This window comes from Pararhodobacter sp. SW119 (genome assembly GCF_017811755.1).
Taxonomy (GTDB): Bacteria; Pseudomonadota; Alphaproteobacteria; order Rhodobacterales; family Rhodobacteraceae; genus Pararhodobacter.
Genome location: NZ_JADDJF010000056.1, coordinates 1 through 17501, shown reverse-complemented (window position 1 = coordinate 17501; position 17501 = coordinate 1). Strand labels below are relative to the sequence as shown.

19 protein-coding genes are annotated in these 17501 nt (G+C 64.2%); 15 read left to right on the top strand and 4 right to left on the bottom strand.

All coding sequences use genetic code 11. The features are described from left to right. Positions 1–154 precede the first annotated feature (154 nt). A complete protein-coding gene (locus IM708_RS17985; RefSeq protein WP_209427957.1) occupies positions 155–697 on the bottom strand; it encodes a GNAT family N-acetyltransferase in 543 nt (180 codons plus the stop codon). Positions 698–1074: 377 nt separating this feature from the next. Between IM708_RS17985 and IM708_RS17980 the strand changes: the two genes are divergently transcribed. The 4 genes from IM708_RS17980 to IM708_RS17965 all read left to right on the top strand — a co-directional run bounded on the left by IM708_RS17980 (position 1075) and on the right by IM708_RS17965 (position 4012). Continuing rightward, positions 1075–1437 carry a hypothetical protein gene (locus IM708_RS17980; protein WP_209427956.1) on the top strand — a complete coding sequence of 121 codons (363 nt, stop codon included), beginning with the start codon at positions 1075–1077 and terminating at the stop codon, positions 1435–1437. Positions 1438–1492: 55 nt separating this feature from the next. Next, on the top strand, positions 1493–2125 hold the full coding sequence (locus IM708_RS17975; protein ID WP_209427955.1) for a hypothetical protein: 633 nt from the start codon (positions 1493–1495) through the stop codon (positions 2123–2125). A 5-nt stretch (positions 2126–2130) separates the two neighbouring features. Further along, entirely contained in the window at positions 2131–2781 is a 651-nt protein-coding gene (locus IM708_RS17970; protein WP_209427954.1) for a hypothetical protein, read from the top strand. A gap of 274 nt (positions 2782–3055) precedes the next feature. After that, entirely contained in the window at positions 3056–4012 is a 957-nt protein-coding gene (locus tag IM708_RS17965) for a hypothetical protein (RefSeq protein WP_209427953.1), read from the top strand. A gap of 104 nt (positions 4013–4116) precedes the next feature. Here the strand turns inward: IM708_RS17965 and IM708_RS17960 are convergent, their stop codons facing one another. Further along, on the bottom strand, positions 4117–4827 hold the full coding sequence (locus IM708_RS17960) for a GntR family transcriptional regulator (RefSeq protein WP_209427952.1): 711 nt from the start codon (positions 4825–4827) through the stop codon (positions 4117–4119). Positions 4828–4950: 123 nt separating this feature from the next. Here IM708_RS17960 and IM708_RS17955 point away from each other — a divergent pair, with 123 nt between their 5' ends. The 7 genes from IM708_RS17955 to IM708_RS17925 are packed head-to-tail and all read left to right on the top strand — an operon-like array spanning position 4951 to position 12155. Then, positions 4951–5925, top strand: coding sequence for a tripartite tricarboxylate transporter substrate binding protein (locus IM708_RS17955; protein WP_209427951.1), 975 nt, complete (start codon positions 4951–4953; stop codon positions 5923–5925). Between the two features lie 59 nt (positions 5926–5984). Continuing rightward, positions 5985–6455 carry a tripartite tricarboxylate transporter TctB family protein gene (locus IM708_RS17950; RefSeq protein WP_209427950.1) on the top strand — a complete coding sequence of 157 codons (471 nt, stop codon included), beginning with the start codon at positions 5985–5987 and terminating at the stop codon, positions 6453–6455. Positions 6456–6460: 5 nt separating this feature from the next. After that, on the top strand, positions 6461–7987 hold the full coding sequence (locus IM708_RS17945; RefSeq protein ID WP_209427949.1) for a tripartite tricarboxylate transporter permease: 1527 nt from the start codon (positions 6461–6463) through the stop codon (positions 7985–7987). Next, positions 7984–9123, top strand: coding sequence for a mandelate racemase/muconate lactonizing enzyme family protein (locus IM708_RS21735; RefSeq protein ID WP_209427948.1), 1140 nt, complete (start codon positions 7984–7986; stop codon positions 9121–9123). Before IM708_RS17945 ends, IM708_RS21735 begins: the two co-directional genes overlap by 4 nt. Next, positions 9123–10025, top strand: a complete 903-nt coding sequence (locus tag IM708_RS17935) for a fumarylacetoacetate hydrolase family protein (protein ID WP_209427947.1) — start codon at positions 9123–9125, stop codon at positions 10023–10025. The genes IM708_RS21735 and IM708_RS17935 overlap by 1 nt, the downstream gene beginning before the upstream one ends. Next, a complete protein-coding gene (locus tag IM708_RS17930) occupies positions 10018–10998 on the top strand; it encodes an NAD(P)-dependent oxidoreductase (protein WP_209427946.1) in 981 nt (326 codons plus the stop codon). Before IM708_RS17935 ends, IM708_RS17930 begins: the two co-directional genes overlap by 8 nt. Positions 10999–11015: 17 nt before the next feature. After that, positions 11016–12155, top strand: a complete 1140-nt coding sequence (locus IM708_RS17925) for a mandelate racemase/muconate lactonizing enzyme family protein (protein WP_209427945.1) — start codon at positions 11016–11018, stop codon at positions 12153–12155. Here IM708_RS17925 and IM708_RS17920 read toward each other — a convergent pair. Together IM708_RS17920 and IM708_RS17915 are read right to left on the bottom strand one after the other, a co-directional pair. Beyond that, positions 12130–12375 carry a hypothetical protein gene (locus tag IM708_RS17920; RefSeq protein WP_209427944.1) on the bottom strand — a complete coding sequence of 82 codons (246 nt, stop codon included), beginning with the start codon at positions 12373–12375 and terminating at the stop codon, positions 12130–12132. The two genes, IM708_RS17925 and IM708_RS17920, sit on opposite strands and share 26 nt — an antisense overlap. 132 nt (positions 12376–12507) lie before the next feature. Beyond that, positions 12508–12819, bottom strand: coding sequence for a hypothetical protein (locus IM708_RS17915; RefSeq protein ID WP_209427943.1), 312 nt, complete (start codon positions 12817–12819; stop codon positions 12508–12510). Between the two features lie 167 nt (positions 12820–12986). Between IM708_RS17915 and IM708_RS17910 the strand changes: the two genes are divergently transcribed. From IM708_RS17910 to argE, 4 genes are all read left to right on the top strand, one after another. Continuing rightward, the gene (locus IM708_RS17910; RefSeq protein ID WP_209427942.1) at positions 12987–13952 is read left to right on the top strand and encodes a tripartite tricarboxylate transporter substrate binding protein; all 966 of its coding nucleotides are present in this window, start codon (positions 12987–12989) and stop codon (positions 13950–13952) included. Positions 13953–14023: 71 nt separating this feature from the next. Continuing rightward, positions 14024–14548 (top strand): tripartite tricarboxylate transporter TctB family protein, encoded by a 525-nt coding sequence (locus IM708_RS17905; protein ID WP_209427941.1) that lies wholly within the window; start codon positions 14024–14026, stop codon positions 14546–14548. Between the two features lie 25 nt (positions 14549–14573). Further along, a complete protein-coding gene (locus IM708_RS17900; RefSeq protein WP_209427940.1) occupies positions 14574–16064 on the top strand; it encodes a tripartite tricarboxylate transporter permease in 1491 nt (496 codons plus the stop codon). Then, entirely contained in the window at positions 16057–17247 is a 1191-nt protein-coding gene (gene argE, locus IM708_RS17895; RefSeq protein ID WP_209427939.1) for an acetylornithine deacetylase, read from the top strand. The genes IM708_RS17900 and argE overlap by 8 nt, the downstream gene beginning before the upstream one ends. Positions 17248–17501: the final 254 nt, after the last annotated feature.

Sequence of the window (17501 nt, the reverse complement as noted above, 5' to 3'; positions counted from 1 at the left end):
TCAAGCCATATATTGACGGAATTTCAGGAGCGGAAGCAAAATTATGGTTTGAGAGCCATTTTATTTGTCGCTGTAAGGCATTCGTAGGGATCGTAGGGCCTTGCAGCCATATAGATACTCTCTCGCATCCTCGCGAGGATCAAGGGCGAGATGCTCACTCACCGGCCAACTCCTGATGGCCGCAGAAGAGGAAATGTGTCCTACAGCACGGAGTGGCTCCACCGGCGTCCACGACCTTTTGCGCAGTCTTGATCGCGCGGCCGAGATCGTCGAGGAAAGTTTCGTCGACAAACCGGCCTTGCTCGATGGTCCGCATCAGGTGCCCGATGAACGGACGATCATGATGGCCGAGATACGGCAAAACGTGGTCTGGGACCCGGCGGGAGGCAGCATTGCCCTCCCGGCAGGTGATTTCGACATTTGCCAACCCGACCGCCGCCGCGATTGGAAGCACCTCGGTCAGAGCACGGGTAGCAAGACCTTGCCCTTGCCGCTCGGGCCTGACGGCATAGCCGATATGGCCGAGACAGGTCGCCGGCAGGGCCTCGGTGCCCTTCGCCCAGCGCAGGGAGATTTGCCCGGCAAAACCGGCCGTGTCGCAGATCCACCAGGTCCGCATCGGCAGGCGCGGAACGCTGCTGCCGTCGGGGAGCGTGAGGCGGGCGTTTCGCATCGACCGCCAGAAGCTCAGTGACATAGCCCTCCGGATCTGCCTCGATCCGCGCCAGGCGTTCGAGCGCGGCCCGCCGACCCCGCAAGGTGTCCGGCCTCCAGCCCGCGGCGAGCGCCGCGGCAACCTCGGGAAGGCCCGCAATATGCGGAACCACCACGATCGAGGATTTCTGCGTCACGCCCGTCCTCCCGCCTTCCGCCACGTCGGGAATGACGGGCTGCACGGACGGAAGCTGGGGCCCGTCGCCACGGGCGGCAACCACACAAGACAGACAGGCAGGCTGCCGCGGGCGGCAGGACCGGTCCCATATCGCGCGGGAATACCGGACCGCAGGCGGAGGCGGGCCGGCGGCCCCGACGAGCACCACCCGCTCCCGCAAGGATGACCCCGGAAGAACGACCATGACGCCATTCGATGCCCCCATCTCCCGCCACGACCTTACGGCCCCGCTGCCCAGGACGGGTGTGACCCTGCCGCCCGAGGCCGACCGGTTCCAGTGCGTGAAGTTCCACAAGCACCTCTACATCCAGGATCTCGAGACGGGCGCGCTCGTCTATGCCCATCCCGACTTCATCCGCTGCACGGACCGGGCCCTCATCCAGGACCTGGCCCGGCGCGCCACCGCCCGGGGCACGCTCGACATCTCCGACATCATCCGCTTCGAGACCCTGGCGCCCAGAGCGCGCGGCTACACCCCGCGACCCCAGGACCGCGCGGGCGAGAGCCTCAGTCGACAGGCCAACCTCTCGCGGCTTCAAGAATGACCGGATTTGTGCGAGCATGGATGCCCTCGAACCACAAGGGCCTGGGCCGAAAAGCATGCGCCGGATCGTCTTCGTATTCCTGCTCACCGGACTTCCGTCCCTTGCCCATGCGCAGGTCACCTTCCCTGTCTCCATCGCTGTCGATATCGACGGAACCGAGATCCATCTGCCGGGCGAGGCGCGGATCACGTCCCTTTCCCTTCTCACCCACCAGGCGCAGGTCCGGGTCCCGCTGCGTGATCTCGTGTACGAACTCGAGGCGCTGGCCGCGCACCGGTTGCAGGGAGAGGTTCGCTTCAGGGGCCTCGAGCTGAGCCCCTGGCAGGACGGCGGCCTGGCGGTCAAGCTGCTCCTGCGTCTCTCCTGCCTGAACTCCAACGCCAGCGTGCAGGCGAACCTGCGGCCCCAGCTCGCGCCGCGCGAGATTTCCGTCTCGGTCACCGCGGTCGAAGTGAATGTCTCCAACGATCTCTGCCGGCTGGCGGGGGACGCGCTTGGCCTGACCCGGCGGGTCCAGGACGAAGTGGTCGCGGCGCTCGAGGAGGCGCTCGCCGACGCGTTCCGGCTGCCGGAGCTTCCCACCCCGTTTTCCGCCCTGCCGATGAGCCTGGAAGGCCTCGCCTTCGAGGGCGCCAACCGCTCGCTCATCCTCCAGGTCGACGGGATCATCGGGGTCCGGCCCGAATGACGGACATGCCGCTTTCGACCCTGCGCAAGGTCTGGCTGGTGGTTGCGATCGCGGCACTCCTGCTTTCGCTCGACCTGATGGTCGCCACGCTGGGCTGGCCGCCCTTTCTCCAGATCAAGAACGTCATCGGCATCGGGCTCCCGGAAGGTGTCGCGAAGCCGATCTCGGGCTATTTTGCCATTATCTTCCTGACGCCACTCCTGCTCGCGGGCTGCTGGCTGACGCTCCTGCATGCCCGCCAGGCGCGGTTTGCCGCGGAGGCGCGGTGGCCGGCGCGGCTCCTGGATTTCGGCACGCAGAGCCCGCCCGGGCGGGCCTGGGCGCTCCTGACCGGGCTGGTCTTCGGGCTCTTCCCGCTCTACGCACTCGGCCACGCCTGGAACATGTTCCGCAGCCACGTCGTGCTCTGCGAAGAGGGCGCCGCCGGCTGGAACGCGGTCGCGCGCGGCTGGAGCGTGATGTGGTACATCCCCCGCCCGTTCGATCTGGAAAGCTTCCTCACGAGCAAGACACTGCGGATCGGCTCAGGATGCGAGCCGGCCGAGATCGCCCGCGCGGTCTACGCCCTTCCGATCATTGCGCCGACCTTCCTGCTGCCAGGTCTCGCTCTCGTCGTCGTCCTTGCCGTCCGCGCCGCAATGGCCCTGCGGGCTTAGCGCCGGACCCACTGTGAGGCGCCGGCGCGCCTGACCGAAGGCAGGGGGTTCGCACCCCTTCGACCGATCCTTTCTCCGTTTCGATCATGGGGTCCATTTCTCCCTGGAACGCCCTGACCGCGACCCGGAGAAGCCCCATGCCCAGCGCCGACATCCTGCCTGTCCTGAAAGGGAGCCAGCAGACGGGTGGCGAAGGGAGGGTGGCCGGGCCCGCGCCGCGGGGCCAGGCCATGCCCGGGCGGGCGTCGAAGGAACCGGGGAGGCTGGGATCGTCATGATCGAGATGCGCATCGACCGCCGCATTGCCGAGAGCGAGGTGGACGCGCTCTTCGCCGCTGCCTTCCGCGAATCCGTCGCCTTCTGCGAGCTCGTCCGCGCGCATCTCGGACTGGCCGGCACCGGCGCCGCCGAACGAGTGGCCGTGCAGGTGCCGCACGTCGCCGATGCAGCGACGGGCGCGAACCTCGGAACCATCGATATCGACGTGACGCTCGCGGGGGTCCGCTTACTGATCGAGAACAAGATCAGCGCTCCGTGGTCCTATGCCGGTGGCGCGGTTCAGCCTGGGCGCTATGCACGATCGGGTGCCGCGTGCGGCGCGAGGACGGTTCTGCTCGCCCCCCGCTACTACTTGGCGCGATCCCCCAAGGCAGTGCACTTCGATTACCGACTCTCCTACGAGAGCCTTCTTCCCACCTTCACCGGCGACGCCTGCGATCTCCTTCTGTGCGCCATCGACCAGGCCGAGGTGCCGCCGGAATATCCCAACGAAGGGCGTACGCTCTTCTTCGAGGAGATCGGACGGCTGATCGCGCAGATCGCCCCCGAGATCCGGGAGAGCCGGAAGCCGGACCGCAACGACGACTCCTACACCGTGCACCTTGACATACCGAAGAGCCTGGTCCTGCACGCGGGTCTTCCGAAGCCCAAGGTCTTTCTCCAGCTCAGGGAGGCCAATGTGAAACTGATGATCAAAGGCTGGGGCCGCCACTCGCACCTGATCCGGAAACTCGGCGAAACCGAGGGGACCGGCATGACGATTCGATCTCTCCCACGCTACCCGATGACGCTCGCGGTGATTTACCTAACACCGATCATCGACCCGGAGACTCCGTTCGAGTCGCAACGCGATCGCATCGGCGACGCCATCCGGACGACCCAGCGCCTCTGCGCCTGGTGGAACCGAAACCCGGATGTGCTCCGCCGCTGGCAAACGGCGATCGCGGCGTAGCGGGCGGCGCTGGTTTCTCCGTCGTGAGGGTCCGACCGACACTTGCCGGCGCCGGTCGGGACGGAATAGGCTTCGACACCGCGCCCAACCTATGCCGATCAAAGCTAAGGGAGTTCGGGTGCTGCGATGGCAGGCCGGCGGATTCTGCCGTGTTCGTCGGCAAGGCTTGCAATATATCGCGAGGCTTCTTCGACATCGGCCACTATTTCCGCCTCCGCAGCTTTTGCGTCTCTTCGGCGCAGTGCTCCGATTACCCCGATATGACGATCGGTACCCTTCAGCGAAAGAACGTAGTCCGGCACGACCAGGGAAAGAATCGGACCACAGCGCAGCCAGAGGTTTTCGATGATCTGATGAAGCAGCGGATTTTGCGACATTGCATAGATCTGGAAGTGGAAGCCGCGATGAAGGCTCAGGTAGTCGTCAAGCTCACCATCCGCGATGAGCCGGCGCATTGCCGTCAGCGTTTCATCGAGCGCGTCGAGATCATCGGGTTTCGGCGCGCTGGCGGCGAGGCGAGCAGCGAGTCCCTCCAATTCGCACCGGATCAGCGTCAGGTTGCTCAGTTCCTCGATGTCCATGTCAGGAACCATTGCGGCGTTGCGGGGGCCGTTGCGAAGGACCCCCTGCGCCACCAGACGACTTACCGCGTCGCGGACCGGAGTAACCGAGGTACCAAAGCTTTCGGCAAGCATCCGCAGCGACAATACGCTACCTGGCTCGAAGCGACCGCCGAAAAGCGCTTCGCTGAGTTGCATGTAAGCCTTGTCCCACATGGGCTCGCTGCGAATTTTTCCCAGGCTCAATCTGGACATCGACCACTCCAATTCCTCGCTTCCGTCAGCGAAGTGTATTTTGATTCAGTTAACCTATTGACGACGGAGATCCACTGATGTCTGTTGTAACATACAACACCAGAAGCTTAAAGGGAGAGAATCATGATCCGTCACCTCAACTGCATCGCACTTGCAGCAGCGGTCGCCTTGGGGCCGTTCGCCATCGGCGCTGCCTCCGCGCAGGACTTCCCGACCAGGGAAGTTCGTTGGATCATCCCATGGAACCCGGGTGGTTCGAACGACATCATGGCGCGTATTCTGCAACCGATCCTCGAAGAAGAGGGGTTGCCGGTCGTCATCGAGAACGTCCCCGGTGGCACTGGCGCCATCGGAATGGGCCAGGTCGCAACGGCCGCTCCCGACGGGTATACCGTCGGACAGGGTACCAGCTCCACCATGGCGATCATCGCGCAGGGGCAGGCGCCGCTCCGGGATGATCAGTTCACCCACATCATCCGCATTTCGATCGATCCGCTGATCCTTGTCGTCCCCGGAAACTCGCCTCATGAAACCCTGGCCGAGTTCATCGATCACATGCGCGAAAATCCGGGCGAGGTCACCATCGCGACGCCAGGCGCCAACAATCTCAATCACATCTTCGCCGCAATGACGGCGCGCGGCGCCGAGGTTGACTATCGTCACGTTCCCTATCCCGGAGGCTCACGCGTAGTCGCGGAACTTATGGGCAATCAGGTCGAGGCTGGCGTGCTCAAGCCGAGCGAGACGATGGAGCAGATCCAGGCGGGCGATCTGCGTGCGCTCGGAGTGTTCCAGGAGGAAAGGCTCGACGTCCTGCCTGACGTCCCGACCTTCGCCGACGAAGGGATTGATGTCTTCCCCTACGGCCCGGTCGTGCAAATGGCCTATCTCGACGGCCCGGCTGGTCTTGATCCCGAAGTGCGCGACACGATCGCCAGCGCCTTCGAGGCTGCCATGACCAGCGAGCGTTTCCTGGCCTTCGCCGAAGAGAACGGCTTCCAGGTCGATCCGATTACCGGTGAGGAGCTTGAAGCCGAGATCGAGGCCGTTTCGGCTGCCATTGCCGAGGTGGCCGGACAGGTCTTCGAGGAAGACTGAGACCTGGCTGATCCGGAGGGGTACGGCCCCTCCGGAAACCCCAACCCGAGAGACCTCCAATGCAGCGTGCCGCCAGCGCCTTCGTGACCCTTTTCCTGATGGGCCTTTGCATCCTGCTGGCCGGCCCCGCCTTCGAGATGCGCGCATTCGGCCGGTCCGGGAGCATCGATGCCGGCGCCCTGCCACAGGCCGTTGTCGTCGTTGTCGCGGTTCTCGCCATCCTCGCGTTTTCTTCGGACGCATTCGACCACTTCCGAGGACGAGCTGAAGGCGGAAGCTCGACACGCGGCATGACGGTACTCCTGATCGGTGGAGCCGTACTGCTGCTGCTTGCAGGTTTTCTCGCGCTTTGGTCTCGCCTCGCATTTCCGATCGCCGCCGCGGCCTTCATGACATCGACCAGCTTACTCATCGCGCCTCCGGAAACCCGAAACCTGCGCGGATACACGACCATCGTCGTAGTGTCCGTCGCCTTCAGCCTCGGGGTCTGGCTCGCCTTCACCTACCTCCTCGGCGTTCCACTCCGGTAATCACCATGGAAAATCTCGGCCTGCTCGGCGACGCGATCTTTTTCGAGCTCAGCAATCCTCTCATTCTGGCGCTCACCCTTTTTGGGGTGGTCGTCGGCTTCACTTTCGGTGCGACCCCGGGCCTGACCGCAACGATGGGTGTGGCCCTCTTCGTGCCGCTGACCTTCCCGCTTCCCGCGGACTATGCCATCAGCATGATGATCGCGCTATATTGCGGGTCCATGGCCGGGGGTGCGATCCCCGCAATCCTGCTTAACATCCCAGGCACGCCATCTGCCGTTGTGACGACGATCGATGGATACCCGATGGCGCGCAACGGACTTGCGGTACGCGCTTATGGCTGGGCCCTCATCTCCTCCGTGATGGGCGGGCTCGTCGCATGGGTGGCGCTTGTAACGATCGCGCCGGCGCTCGCCCGGCTTGCGCTACGGCTTGGACCGGCCGAGTATGCGGCGGTAGCCCTCCTCGGAATGACGATCATCGCCACGATCATTCCGGGAAAGCTCAGCAAGGGGCTGCTTGCGGCCGCTATCGGCGTCGGGCTGTCCGTTGTCGGACTGGACCAGATCACCGGGCAAGGTCGATGGACCTTCGACACGCTGGCCCTGATGCGCGGGATCGACATCATGCCGGCGCTGATCGGTCTTCTCGTGATCCCCGAGCTTCTGAAATCCATATTCGAGAAACAGGGCCATGCAAGCGCCCCGAAAAGCCTTAAGGGCATGCTTCCGCCGATCCGCGAATGGCTCGGGCAGCTCGTCAACACCCTGCGCTCCGCCGCAATCGGGGTCGCCACCGGCATCGTTCCGGCTCTGGGCGGCAGCGTCGGATCGCTCATTGCCTATGATCAGGCGCGCCGCTTCGACCGAAACCGCAAGCAGTACGGGAAAGGTGCGCCAGGTGGCGTCGTTGCCTCCGAGGCCGCCAACAACGGTGTCACCGGCGGCGCGCTCATTCCGTTGCTGACGCTCGGCATTCCGGGCGACACCGTGACCGCCATGCTGCTCGGCGGTCTTATGATTCACGGGCTTCAGCCAGGGCCCCGGCTCTTCGAGACGAGCGGGGATATCGTCTGGAACATTATGGCCTCGGTCATGTTCGCCAACCTGTTCATCATCGTGGTCGGGCTCATCGGCTTTCGCTTCTTCGTGCGAGTGCTCGACGTGCCGCGACACCTGCTCACGCCAGCCCTGTTCGTTCTTGCCGTGGTCGGAACCTACTCGCTCGCCAACCAGTGGTTCGACGTGGTGATCATGCTCGGTCTCGGGACATTCGGCTTCGCGGCCATGATGGCCGGCATTCCGGTCTATCCAATGGTCATCGGCGTCATCCTGGGCCCGCTCCTCGAATCCGAGCTGCGACGGGCGCTCGTCATAAGTGGCGGCGACTGGACCACCTTTCTCACGCGCCCGGTTTCCGCAACCATTCTTGCGCTCACCTTAGCAGCGCTCGTCCTTCCACCGGTCATCCGCGCGATTGCACGCCGCCGCGGCGGCCTTGTCCCGCAAGTTCCCAAGGAGTACCAAGAGTGAAAATCACCAAGATCACGACCCACGTCCTGAGTTCGAAAGTCGAGAAGCCGTTCACATCGTCGCGTGGCTGGCTCTACAAGACCAGAAACACCTGCCTTGTCGAGATCGAGACCGATTCCGGCCTGACCGGCTGGGGCGAGTGCTACGGCCCGTCCGCGGTTGCCCAAGCTTTCATCGATACACAACTCGCACCCCAAGTCGTGGGGCGCGATCCCTTCGACGTCGAAGTCATCTGGGAGCACCTATACAACCGCATAAAGGATTACGGCCAGACCGGCATGGCGATCGCCGCGATCAGTGGCATCGACATCGCGCTCTGGGATATCATCGGCAAGGACTGCGGAAAGCCGGTCCACAAGCTGATCGGCGGCGCCTTTCGCACCGAAGTCGAAGCCTATGCGACAGGCCTCTACTTCATCGATATGGACCGGCTGACCGAAGAGGCGGTCGAAGAGGCGCGCGAATTCGTGGACCAAGGCTTCCGTGCTATCAAGATGAAGATCGGCCTCGGGTCCATCCAGCGTGACTACGACCGGGTCAAGGCTGTCCGGGACGCCGTCGGACCCGATATCCGGCTGATGGTCGACGCGAACCATGCCTTCAGCGTGCCGGTGGCGATACGGCTCGGGCGCAAGCTCGAAGAGCTCGACATCGACTGGTTCGAAGAGCCGATCTCGCCCGAGGACATCGACGGCTATGTCGAGGTAAGCCGGGCGCTCGACATGGCCGTCGCCGGAGGCGAGAACGACTTTACTCGCTGGGGATTTCGCGACGCCATCGCGCGCAAAGCAATGGACATCGTGCAGCCCGATGTCTGTGCCGCCGGTGGCCTCACCGAATGCAAGAAGATCGCCACTCTGGCGAGCGCCCACGGCGTCGAGTGCGTACCGCACGCCTGGGGTTCGGCGGTCGGTCTATCTGCCACGCTTCACTTCCTGGCGGCCCTCCCCGATCAGCCGCCAAGCCTCTTTCCTTTCCCGGTCATGCTCGAGTTCGAGCAGACCGAGAATCCGTTTCGCGACGACCTGGTGAGTCAGCCGATCCTCCAGGACCGCGGCATCGTCCGGGTTCCCGATGGACCAGGCCTCGGGATCGATGTCAGGCGCGACATCATCGAGCAGTACCGAGTCGGCTGATGCATTTCGTCACATTTACGCACGACGGGTGCGAACGGGCGGGCATCCTCCTCGGCGAGGCCGAACATCCCGAGGACACCATCCTCGACCTCGCACATCCGGCGTATCGAGAGGCGATGCAGGGCACCGAGCCGCGAATGCTCGCCATGATCGGCTCCGGACTTCACGCCTGTGCGACGCGGCTTGCCGACGTCGAACCGCCGGCCAGCGCGCGACTGCGTGTGGACGCGGTCAGACTCTGCGCGCCACTACCGAACCCGCCACGGATCTTCGGCGCGGCGCACAACTTCACCTGCGCCCTTGAGGAGCGGGGAATGGAGTGCCCAGATGAACCCGTTGTCTTCGCAAAGGCGCCATCGACGATTGCCGGCCCGGGCGCCGACATCTTGCTCCCGGCCGTTGGCGGCTGCACCTACGAAGCGGAGCTTGCCGCGGTGATCGGCAAGCGCTGCTCGGAGGTCGGCGCGAGCGAAGCGCTGGACCATGTTGCCGGCTACATGATCTTCAACGACATCAGCGCGAGCGAGATCATTCGCGCCGAGGGGAACTTCCAGCGGGGCAAGAACTTCCCTACCTTCGGCCCATGCGGGCCATTCCTCGCCACCGCGGACGAGATCCCCGATCCACAGGATCTTGATATCGAGCTTCGGGTCGACGACGTCATTCGCCAGCGAGGCAGCACGAGGATGATGCTGTTCAACGTCGCACAGTTGGTGTCGATCCTGTCGCAGACGACCGAGCTTCATCCTGGCGACATGATAGCTACAGGCACGCCCGCCGGTGTTGCGGCAGTCCAGAAGCCGCCGAATTGGCTTCAGGCCGGACAACGCGTGTCAATTCGCATTACGGGACTTGGAAGCCTCGTGAATCAGATTGTTGCCGAGGAGGCCGCAAATGCCTGACATGCCCATGGTACTGCTGACGAACCCCATCCACCCGGATGGGCGGGCAATTCTGGAGCAGCATGCCCGCCTCGTCGAGGCGCCGGACACGCGTGCGGAGACGCTCCGCTCCCTCACCCAAGATGCAGCCGGGATAATCGTTCGCTGCCAGCTCCCTTCCGACATACTCGATCATGGGCCGCAGCTCGTCGGCCTGGTGCGTCATGGCGTCGGCCTCGACTTTATCCCCGTCGAAGCCGCCACCGCGGCCGGCGTGGCGGTCGCGAACCTGCCGGGGATCAACGCCCAGGCTGTGGCGGAGTACGTCTTCTCTGCCCTTTTTCACCTGCGTCGGCGGCTCGCTGCGATCGATGAGGCGCATCGATCCGATGGTTGGGACGCTGGTCGCTCGATTGCGGGGGATGTTCTTGAGATCGGTGGCTCCACCATCGGTATCCTCGGTGTCGGGACCATCGGCTCGCGGATTGCCGAGATCGCCCGCGGCGGCTTCGGCATGCGGGTATTGGGCGTAGCGCGACGCCCCGAGACCTTGGCCGGGGATGTGGAGGCGGTGGATCTTGAGCGGCTCTTCAGCGAGAGTGATGCCGTTGTGCTCTCGTGCAGTCTGAACGACTCCACCCGCGGACTTGTCGACGCCCGCCTGATAGCACGAATGAAGCCCGGGGCTGTCCTCATCAATGTATCGCGCGGCGCGGTGCTGGACGCCACGGCGCTGGCTGCGGCTCTCCAGGAAGGGCGCATCGCGGGGGCGGCGCTCGATGTCTATGCCGAACAGCCCCTCGAGCGCGGATCGCCGCTCTTCGACTGCCCGAACCTTCTGATGACCACTCACGTCGCAGCAATCACCGCGACCAGCATGCGCGCCATGAGTATCGGGGCCGCTGAGGAAATGTGCCGACTGCTCACGGGTGCGGAGCCTCAGAACCTCGTCAACCCGGAGTACCGCACGCGCCGGTCCTCTGCCCCATCCTGATCCCGGAGAGCGCCTCAATGAAAATCAAAGATATCGCTGCACATCCGATCTCGTTCATGGTTCCCGAGGGCCAGAACGTGACGCTCGGCATCGGCCGGGCAGTGAAGCGCGACGCCGTCCTGGTGCGGGTCGAGACCGACGAGGGGCTCCATGGCTGGGGGGAGGCTCATCACGGCCGCTGCCCCGGAGCCGTGGCAAAGCTTATCGATACGACGCTTCGCGATCTCGTGCTCGGGATGGACCCTCTCGACGTCTCCGCGGTCTGGGCACGTGTCTACAAGATGCAGCTCGCAAGCCACGGCATGGGGGCGGCAGCAGCGCTTGCACTGAGCGGCCTCGACCTTGCGCTGTGGGATATTCGGGGCAAAGCTTCGGGCTGGCCGCTCTACCGGCTTCTCGGTGGAGCCGCACGACCCGTTCGAGCCTATGCTGGCGGCATCTCGCTCGGTTGGCAGGCCCCAGAGCAGCTTGCCGAGGAGGCGGCGCGCCATGTTGAAAGCGGATACCGCGCCTTGAAACTCCGGGTCGGCGACAGTGTTCGCCGCGATATCGAGCGTGTGCAGGCTGTTCGCGCGGAATTGGGAGACGAGATCGAGATCCTCGTCGATGCCAACACCGGCTACACTCTGGATGACGTCCGACGGACGTCGGACGCCTATGAGGAGCTGGGTGTTGGTTGGCTCGAGGAGCCCTTCTCCCCCTATGACTACCGATCGTACACGGAGGCGGCCGCGCTAACGCGGGTACCGTTGGCGGCAGGGGAAAATCACTACACCCGCTACGAGTTCGCGCGGATGATCGAAGACGGTGCGGTTCGGTTCGCCCAACCCGACCTGTCGAAGACCGGAGGTGTGACCGAGACGATGCGGATTGCCGCCCTTACGTCCGCATGGAAGCTGACCCTCAATCCCCACACCTCCGCAACCGGCATCAACATGGCGGCGTCGATCCACCTCCTCGCAGCCATCGACAACGCAGGCTATTTCGAAGGAGACGTCGCTCGCCACAATCCGTTTCGCGACGAGCTCGGCGGTGTCCCGTACCGCATCGCAAAGGATGGCAGCGTCCTTCCGCAGGAAGGAGCGGGGATGGGTCTCGAGATCGACGAGGACTTCATCAAGGCTCATCCGCTCATCGACGGGCCTTGCTATGTATAACCCATCTCGAAGGTTGTACCGCACAGGGAAAGGAGGAGCTTTCCTTGATCATCCACGTGAGGAAGCTGGCGGCCAAAACCGCCGGCAGGGCCTGCAAGACCACGATGACCTTGCCTGTTCCCCGGGCGCGATTGTTGTTCGCGACCAGGTTTTCGGGGACGAGGTCGCGTGCGTTCTCGAGCTGGATGCCGCGGAAGCAGAACGTGGCGACCTGAGCCAAGGCGATCCTCCGCCGGCTGCGACCGGCAGGAGCAAAAGCGCGGCTGTTGCGAGCGGAAGGCATCTCATCGCGCATTAGCCATCAGCGAAACAGGCACCGATCCTGCCGCGCCACCGGCGACAGCGGTCGGACTCAGGTGCCAGTCGCAAGGTTTGTCAGGTCGTAGCTGTACGTCTTTGCCTTGTCCTTGACCTTGTTGAGGTAGCTGTCGACCGACATGTAGCCGCTGTGCGAACCGAAGCTGCCGAACCCTGGAACGGTGCTGTGGGTTCCCACCTTGATCGATGCATCCGTGGCGCCGCCGTCGTGCAGCAGCTTCAGCAGGGTCATGAAATGCCCATCGGAGGGCTGGTAGTGACCGCTGTTGTTGTCCATCATCGTGTTCTTGCCCTTCAGCGCCGAGCCACAGCACTGGAAAGGCAACCTCGTCGGTTTCACCGGCATCAACCCAGATCCGGTCTCCAAAGGGGCGAAACGGTAAGCCCGAAATCAAGCCTGAGTTGTTCTTTCGCCTGATTGCTGGTAGGCTTTCTTTCCTTGTAGATCTGAAGAACGGGAGAACGAGTCGGGAATATTTCGAGCGATCCACGCCAAGAACAGGGAGAAGCCCAATGCACCGCACGATTCTCGCCACGGTCATCGCCGCCGTTTTCGGCACTGGTAGCCTCGCTCAAGACTATCCCAGCCAAGCCGTCACCCTCGTTGTGCCCTACGGGGCGGGCGGAGCCTCCGATCTCGCCGGCAGGGCGCTTGCGGAGGTGGGTGGCGAGCATCTCGGCCAGCCGATCGTTGTGACCAACCAGCCTGGCGCCGGCGGCATGGTTGGGGCGCGCACGGTGTCCAATGCGGACCCCGACGGCTACACCTTGCTCTTGTCGCGCGTCGGCATGGCGCTGTCGCCGGCGGTCACGCCCGCGGACGCGGTGCCCCATGACGCCTACACCTTCCTCGGCATCCTCGAGGCGACGCCGATGATCCTGGCGGTGCAGGCCGCCTCGCCCTACGAGAGCGTCGAAGCCCTGCTCGAAGCGATCGAACAGGAGCCGGGCGCGCTGACCTATGCCGCCTCGGGCGCCACTTCGATCGACGGCTTCACTGTGCAGGCCCTGCTCTCTGACGTAGACCTCGATCCCCTGAGAGCCGCGACCCTGATCCCTTACCAGGGCGGGGCCGAACTCGCCACGGCACTGCTCGGTGGACATGTGGACTTCCTTGCGATCGCTGCGGCGTCGCTGATGCCGCATATCGAAAGCGGCGACATGCGCCCGCTGATGATCTACAGCCCAAGCCGGATGGACCAGCTACCGGACGTGCCGACTGCCCAGGAACTCGGCTATGAGCGCGCCGGCCAAGTGATTGGCTGGAGCGGGCTCTACGGGCCACCGGACCTGCCCGAGGAGATCGTCTCGACCTGGAGCGAGGTGCTCGCCGAGGTCGCAGAGGATGACCGCTGGCATTCTCTCGCCGGGCGTCGCGGCTCGGTCTCGACCATTGGGACTTATGACCCTGCCACCTTCATCGAGGAGCAGTACCAGTTTTTCCGCGAACTCGCGGCGGAATTCGGCTACCTCGACTGAACCACTCCCCTTGTGGCGCGCACTGCCGCGGCGGGGCGCGCCCTGCATGACGTGAGAGGGAGGGCGGAGCAGTGAAGGCCGCAATCTTCAAGGGTGCTGTCATCCTTGTCTTCTTCGGGTTGGTGCTGCTCTGGCTGATACCGGCCTACGTCCCGCGTCCATCGTTCATTCCCGGTTTCGCGCCACCGCCGGATTTCTGGCCGCGCGTGATCTCCATCACCGGAGCGGCGCTCGGCGCGCTGGCCATTGTGCTGGCGGTCTTCCGGCCGGCCTCCGTCGCACCCGAGTCGGTGCCGGGGGCGCTGGACGAGCCGCCGGAGTGGGAGTTGACCGAGCCGGTGCCGGTTCTGCTCGGCCGCTTCGGGATGGCGATCCTGGCGCTCGGCGCCTTCTTGCTGCTCGCTCCCGTACTCGGATTCCTGCTTGCCACGATCCTGCTCACCGGCACCTTCGTGATGCTGAGCGGCGGAAGCGACCGCTGGATCTGGCGCGCCGTCGCCGCGATCGTGATTCCGATCGCGCTCTACGTCTTCTTCACCAACATGCTCAACACCCGTTTTCCGATGGGATGGCTCTTGCCGGCAATCGGGCTCTGACGGGAAATCTCGGGGGACGCAACCCATGGCCGATGATCTGTTGATCGCCTTCCAGGCGGTGGTGACGTTCCAGAACCTCATGATCATCGCACTCGGAATCTGGGCAGGTGTGATCATCGGTGCAACGCCCGGCATGACCGGCACGATGGCGGTGACACTGGCGCTGCCGTTCACCTTCTACATGGAGGCGGTACCGGCGATCTTGCTGCTCGTCGCACTCTACAAGGGCTCCACCTACGGAGGCTCGGTGTCGGCGATCCTGATCCGCACCCCGGGGACCGCCTCGGCCGCCTGCACGGCGCTCGACGGCTACCCGCTTGCGCAGAAGGGAAAGTCAGGCAAGGCGCTCAACATGGCGCTCTACTCGTCGGTATTCGGCGACTTCGTCTCGAACATATCGCTGATCTTCCTCGCGGCGCCGCTCGCCCTGCTTGCGCTGCGGGTCGGCCCGCCCGAGTTCTTCATGCTGATGCTGTTCGCGCTGACCACGGTCGCCGGCGTTTCCGGCAACTCGTTGCTGCTCGGCCTGGTCTCGGCCTGCTTCGGCCTGCTGCTCGCGACCGTCGGCCAGGACATGTACGGCTCGTTCCGGTTCTCGCTCACCACCGATATGCAGGCCGGCCTCGCCGTTGCCCCGGTACTGATCGGCCTTTTCGCGCTCCCCGAACTCCTGAAGCTCGTGGTGTTCCGGGCGGCGCGGAATACCGAGCCGATGCAGGTTGGCTACGACCGCGTCAGCGCGGCCGAGTTCAGGGCAGTGTTCAAGAGCCTGCTGCGGGGCTCGGGCATCGGGGTGGTCCTCGGCGCCATTCCGGGGATCGGTCCGTCAGCGGCCGCCTTCTTCTCCTATGGCGAGGCACAGCGGACATCCAAGCACCCCGAGGAATTCGGCAAGGGCTCGCTTGAGGGCATTGCTGCCTCGGAATCGGCCAACAACGGAGCGTGCGGCGCGACGATGATCCCGTTGCTCGCACTCGGCATCCCGGGCGACGTGATCACCGGGGTGATGCTCGGCGCCTTCCTGATCCACGGGCTTTCGCCGGGCCCGCTTCTTTTCCAGACCAACATCAACGAGATCTACATGCTCTTTATCGGCATGTTGTTCTCCTCGATCTTCCTGTTCGGCGCCGGAAAGATCACCATACCGATGTTCTCCAGCATCGCCCGGGTGCCGGCGTCGCTCCTCACCCCGGTGGTGCTGACGCTCTGCATTTTCGGGATCTATTCGATCTCGAGCAGCATGTTCGACGTGGCGGTTCTGCTGGTCATGGGCGTCGTCGGCTTCCTGATGTTCCTGATAGGCATCCCTCCGGCGCCGTTCCTGATCGCCTTCATCATCGGCCCAATGATCGAACAGAACCTGCGCCGGGCACTGGCGACGTCGCGCGGCGACCCATGGGTCCTGCTTTCGTCACCGATCACCTGGATATTCGCCGCGCTGATCGCGTTCGTGATCATCGCGACTCTGCGCCGTCAACTTGCCAAGAGAAAGATCAGGGGAGCCAGCCATGAATAATCGCCAGGCCCATCATCCGCGCCTCGACGAGGCCAAGCGGCATCTGGCCGCCCTGATCGGCTTCGACACGGTGAGTGCGCAACCGAACCGGGCGCTTATCGACCACATGGCGCACCACTTTGCCGCGCTTGGCGCCGAGATCGATGTGCTGCCCGATGATACCGGCACGAAGGCGAACCTTGTCGCCCGCCTTGGGCCGGAGGGTGTCCCGGGCATCGTGCTCTCGGGGCATACCGACGTCGTTCCGGCGCGCGCGGCGCGATGGACGACACCACCCTTCGAGATGAATGAGCGCGAAGGACGGCTCTACGGCCGCGGCAGCTGCGACATGAAGGGCTTCGCCGCCTGCGTGATGGCGGTTGCCGGCGATCTCGCGGCGCGGCGGCTGCGCAGGCCGATTTACCTCTGTTTCTCACACGACGAGGAGGTCGGCTGTCTCGGTGCGCCGGCTATCGCCCGTCATCTCGCGGCGCTGCATTCACCTCCGGAGTTGGCGATCATCGGCGAGCCGACGGACATGAAACTGGTCACTGGCCAGAAGGGCAAGATCGCGATGCGGGTGACGGTCAGCGGCCTCGGTGGCCACTCCTCCTTTGCGCCAAATCACGTCAACGCCGTGGAGCATGCCGCTACCATCATCGCTATGATCGCCGAGCGGGCAAGCCGATACCAGAGCGAGGGCCCGTTCGAGCCGGACTTCTCGGTGCCGCATTCGACCATGCTGACCACGGTGGTCGAGGGCGGGGTGGCGACCAATGTGACCCCCGACACCTGCGTGTTCGTCTTCGAGTTGCGCAGCCTCGAGGAGGCCGCCGCGCGGGCCGACCTCGCGGCCTTCATCGCCGAAGTCGAAGCAGAATTGTTGCCGATCATGCGCGCAGGCGCACCCGAGGCAGGCATCGCCTGGGAGGAGGTGTTCTCGTATCCGGCGATGGGCGACGCCACAGGCACCCCCGGCCTCGAGAAGTTGCGGGCGATCCTGCCGGAGTGGGGCGGTAAGGTATCGTACGGATCGGAAGGCGGCGTCTTCGAGGTTATTGGGGGTATCCCGTCGGTGATCATCGGCCCCGGTTCGATCGTCCAGGCTCACCAGCGCGATGAGTTTGTGGAGGTTTCCCAGATCGACACTTGCCTACAATTTCTCGATCGGCTCGGCGAGGTACTCGACGCAGAGAACGCGTGAGTGTTCGGCACCTATACCCAGGGGTAATTCGGTCCGCGTCGGCATATATTCTTGAGGCTGCCGTGCGATTTCACGCGATGGATCGACATTTCTGCGGTAGAGTGGAGCTATCCGCTCGAGGCGCGTTGAAACTGCGCCCGTGACCCTGCGTTCGAGGCGCCGGAAACCTCCGCAACCTTCGGGAGAGTTCTATGCCCGACCCTTTCGCCAACGTCGATGCCGCCTCCCCGGAACTTGTCGAGATGATCTCGGCG

Bases quoted from the DNA above. Each gene is read 5' to 3' on its own strand.
- IM708_RS17935 (WP_209427947.1), top strand. From the start codon at position 9,123: ATGCATTTCGTCACATTTACGCACGACGGGTGCGAACGGGCGGGCATC.
- IM708_RS17900 (WP_209427940.1), top strand. From the start codon at position 14,574: ATGGCCGATGATCTGTTGATCGCCTTCCAGGCGGTGGTGACGTTCCAG.
- IM708_RS17965 (WP_209427953.1), top strand. From the start codon at position 3,056: ATGATCGAGATGCGCATCGACCGCCGCATTGCCGAGAGCGAGGTGGAC.
- IM708_RS17915 (WP_209427943.1), bottom strand. From the start codon at position 12,819: ATGCCGGTGAAACCGACGAGGTTGCCTTTCCAGTGCTGTGGCTCGGCG.
- IM708_RS17950 (WP_209427950.1), top strand. From the start codon at position 5,985: ATGCAGCGTGCCGCCAGCGCCTTCGTGACCCTTTTCCTGATGGGCCTT.
- IM708_RS17910 (WP_209427942.1), top strand. From the start codon at position 12,987: ATGCACCGCACGATTCTCGCCACGGTCATCGCCGCCGTTTTCGGCACT.
- argE (WP_209427939.1), top strand. From the start codon at position 16,057: ATGAATAATCGCCAGGCCCATCATCCGCGCCTCGACGAGGCCAAGCGG.
- IM708_RS17945 (WP_209427949.1), top strand. From the start codon at position 6,461: ATGGAAAATCTCGGCCTGCTCGGCGACGCGATCTTTTTCGAGCTCAGC.
- IM708_RS17930 (WP_209427946.1), top strand. From the start codon at position 10,018: ATGCCTGACATGCCCATGGTACTGCTGACGAACCCCATCCACCCGGAT.
- IM708_RS17980 (WP_209427956.1), top strand. From the start codon at position 1,075: ATGACGCCATTCGATGCCCCCATCTCCCGCCACGACCTTACGGCCCCG.
- IM708_RS17955 (WP_209427951.1), top strand. From the start codon at position 4,951: ATGATCCGTCACCTCAACTGCATCGCACTTGCAGCAGCGGTCGCCTTG.
- IM708_RS17970 (WP_209427954.1), top strand. From the start codon at position 2,131: ATGCCGCTTTCGACCCTGCGCAAGGTCTGGCTGGTGGTTGCGATCGCG.
- IM708_RS17985 (WP_209427957.1), bottom strand. From the start codon at position 697: ATGTCACTGAGCTTCTGGCGGTCGATGCGAAACGCCCGCCTCACGCTC.
- IM708_RS17925 (WP_209427945.1), top strand. From the start codon at position 11,016: ATGAAAATCAAAGATATCGCTGCACATCCGATCTCGTTCATGGTTCCC.
- IM708_RS17960 (WP_209427952.1), bottom strand. From the start codon at position 4,827: ATGTCCAGATTGAGCCTGGGAAAAATTCGCAGCGAGCCCATGTGGGAC.
- IM708_RS17975 (WP_209427955.1), top strand. From the start codon at position 1,493: ATGCGCCGGATCGTCTTCGTATTCCTGCTCACCGGACTTCCGTCCCTT.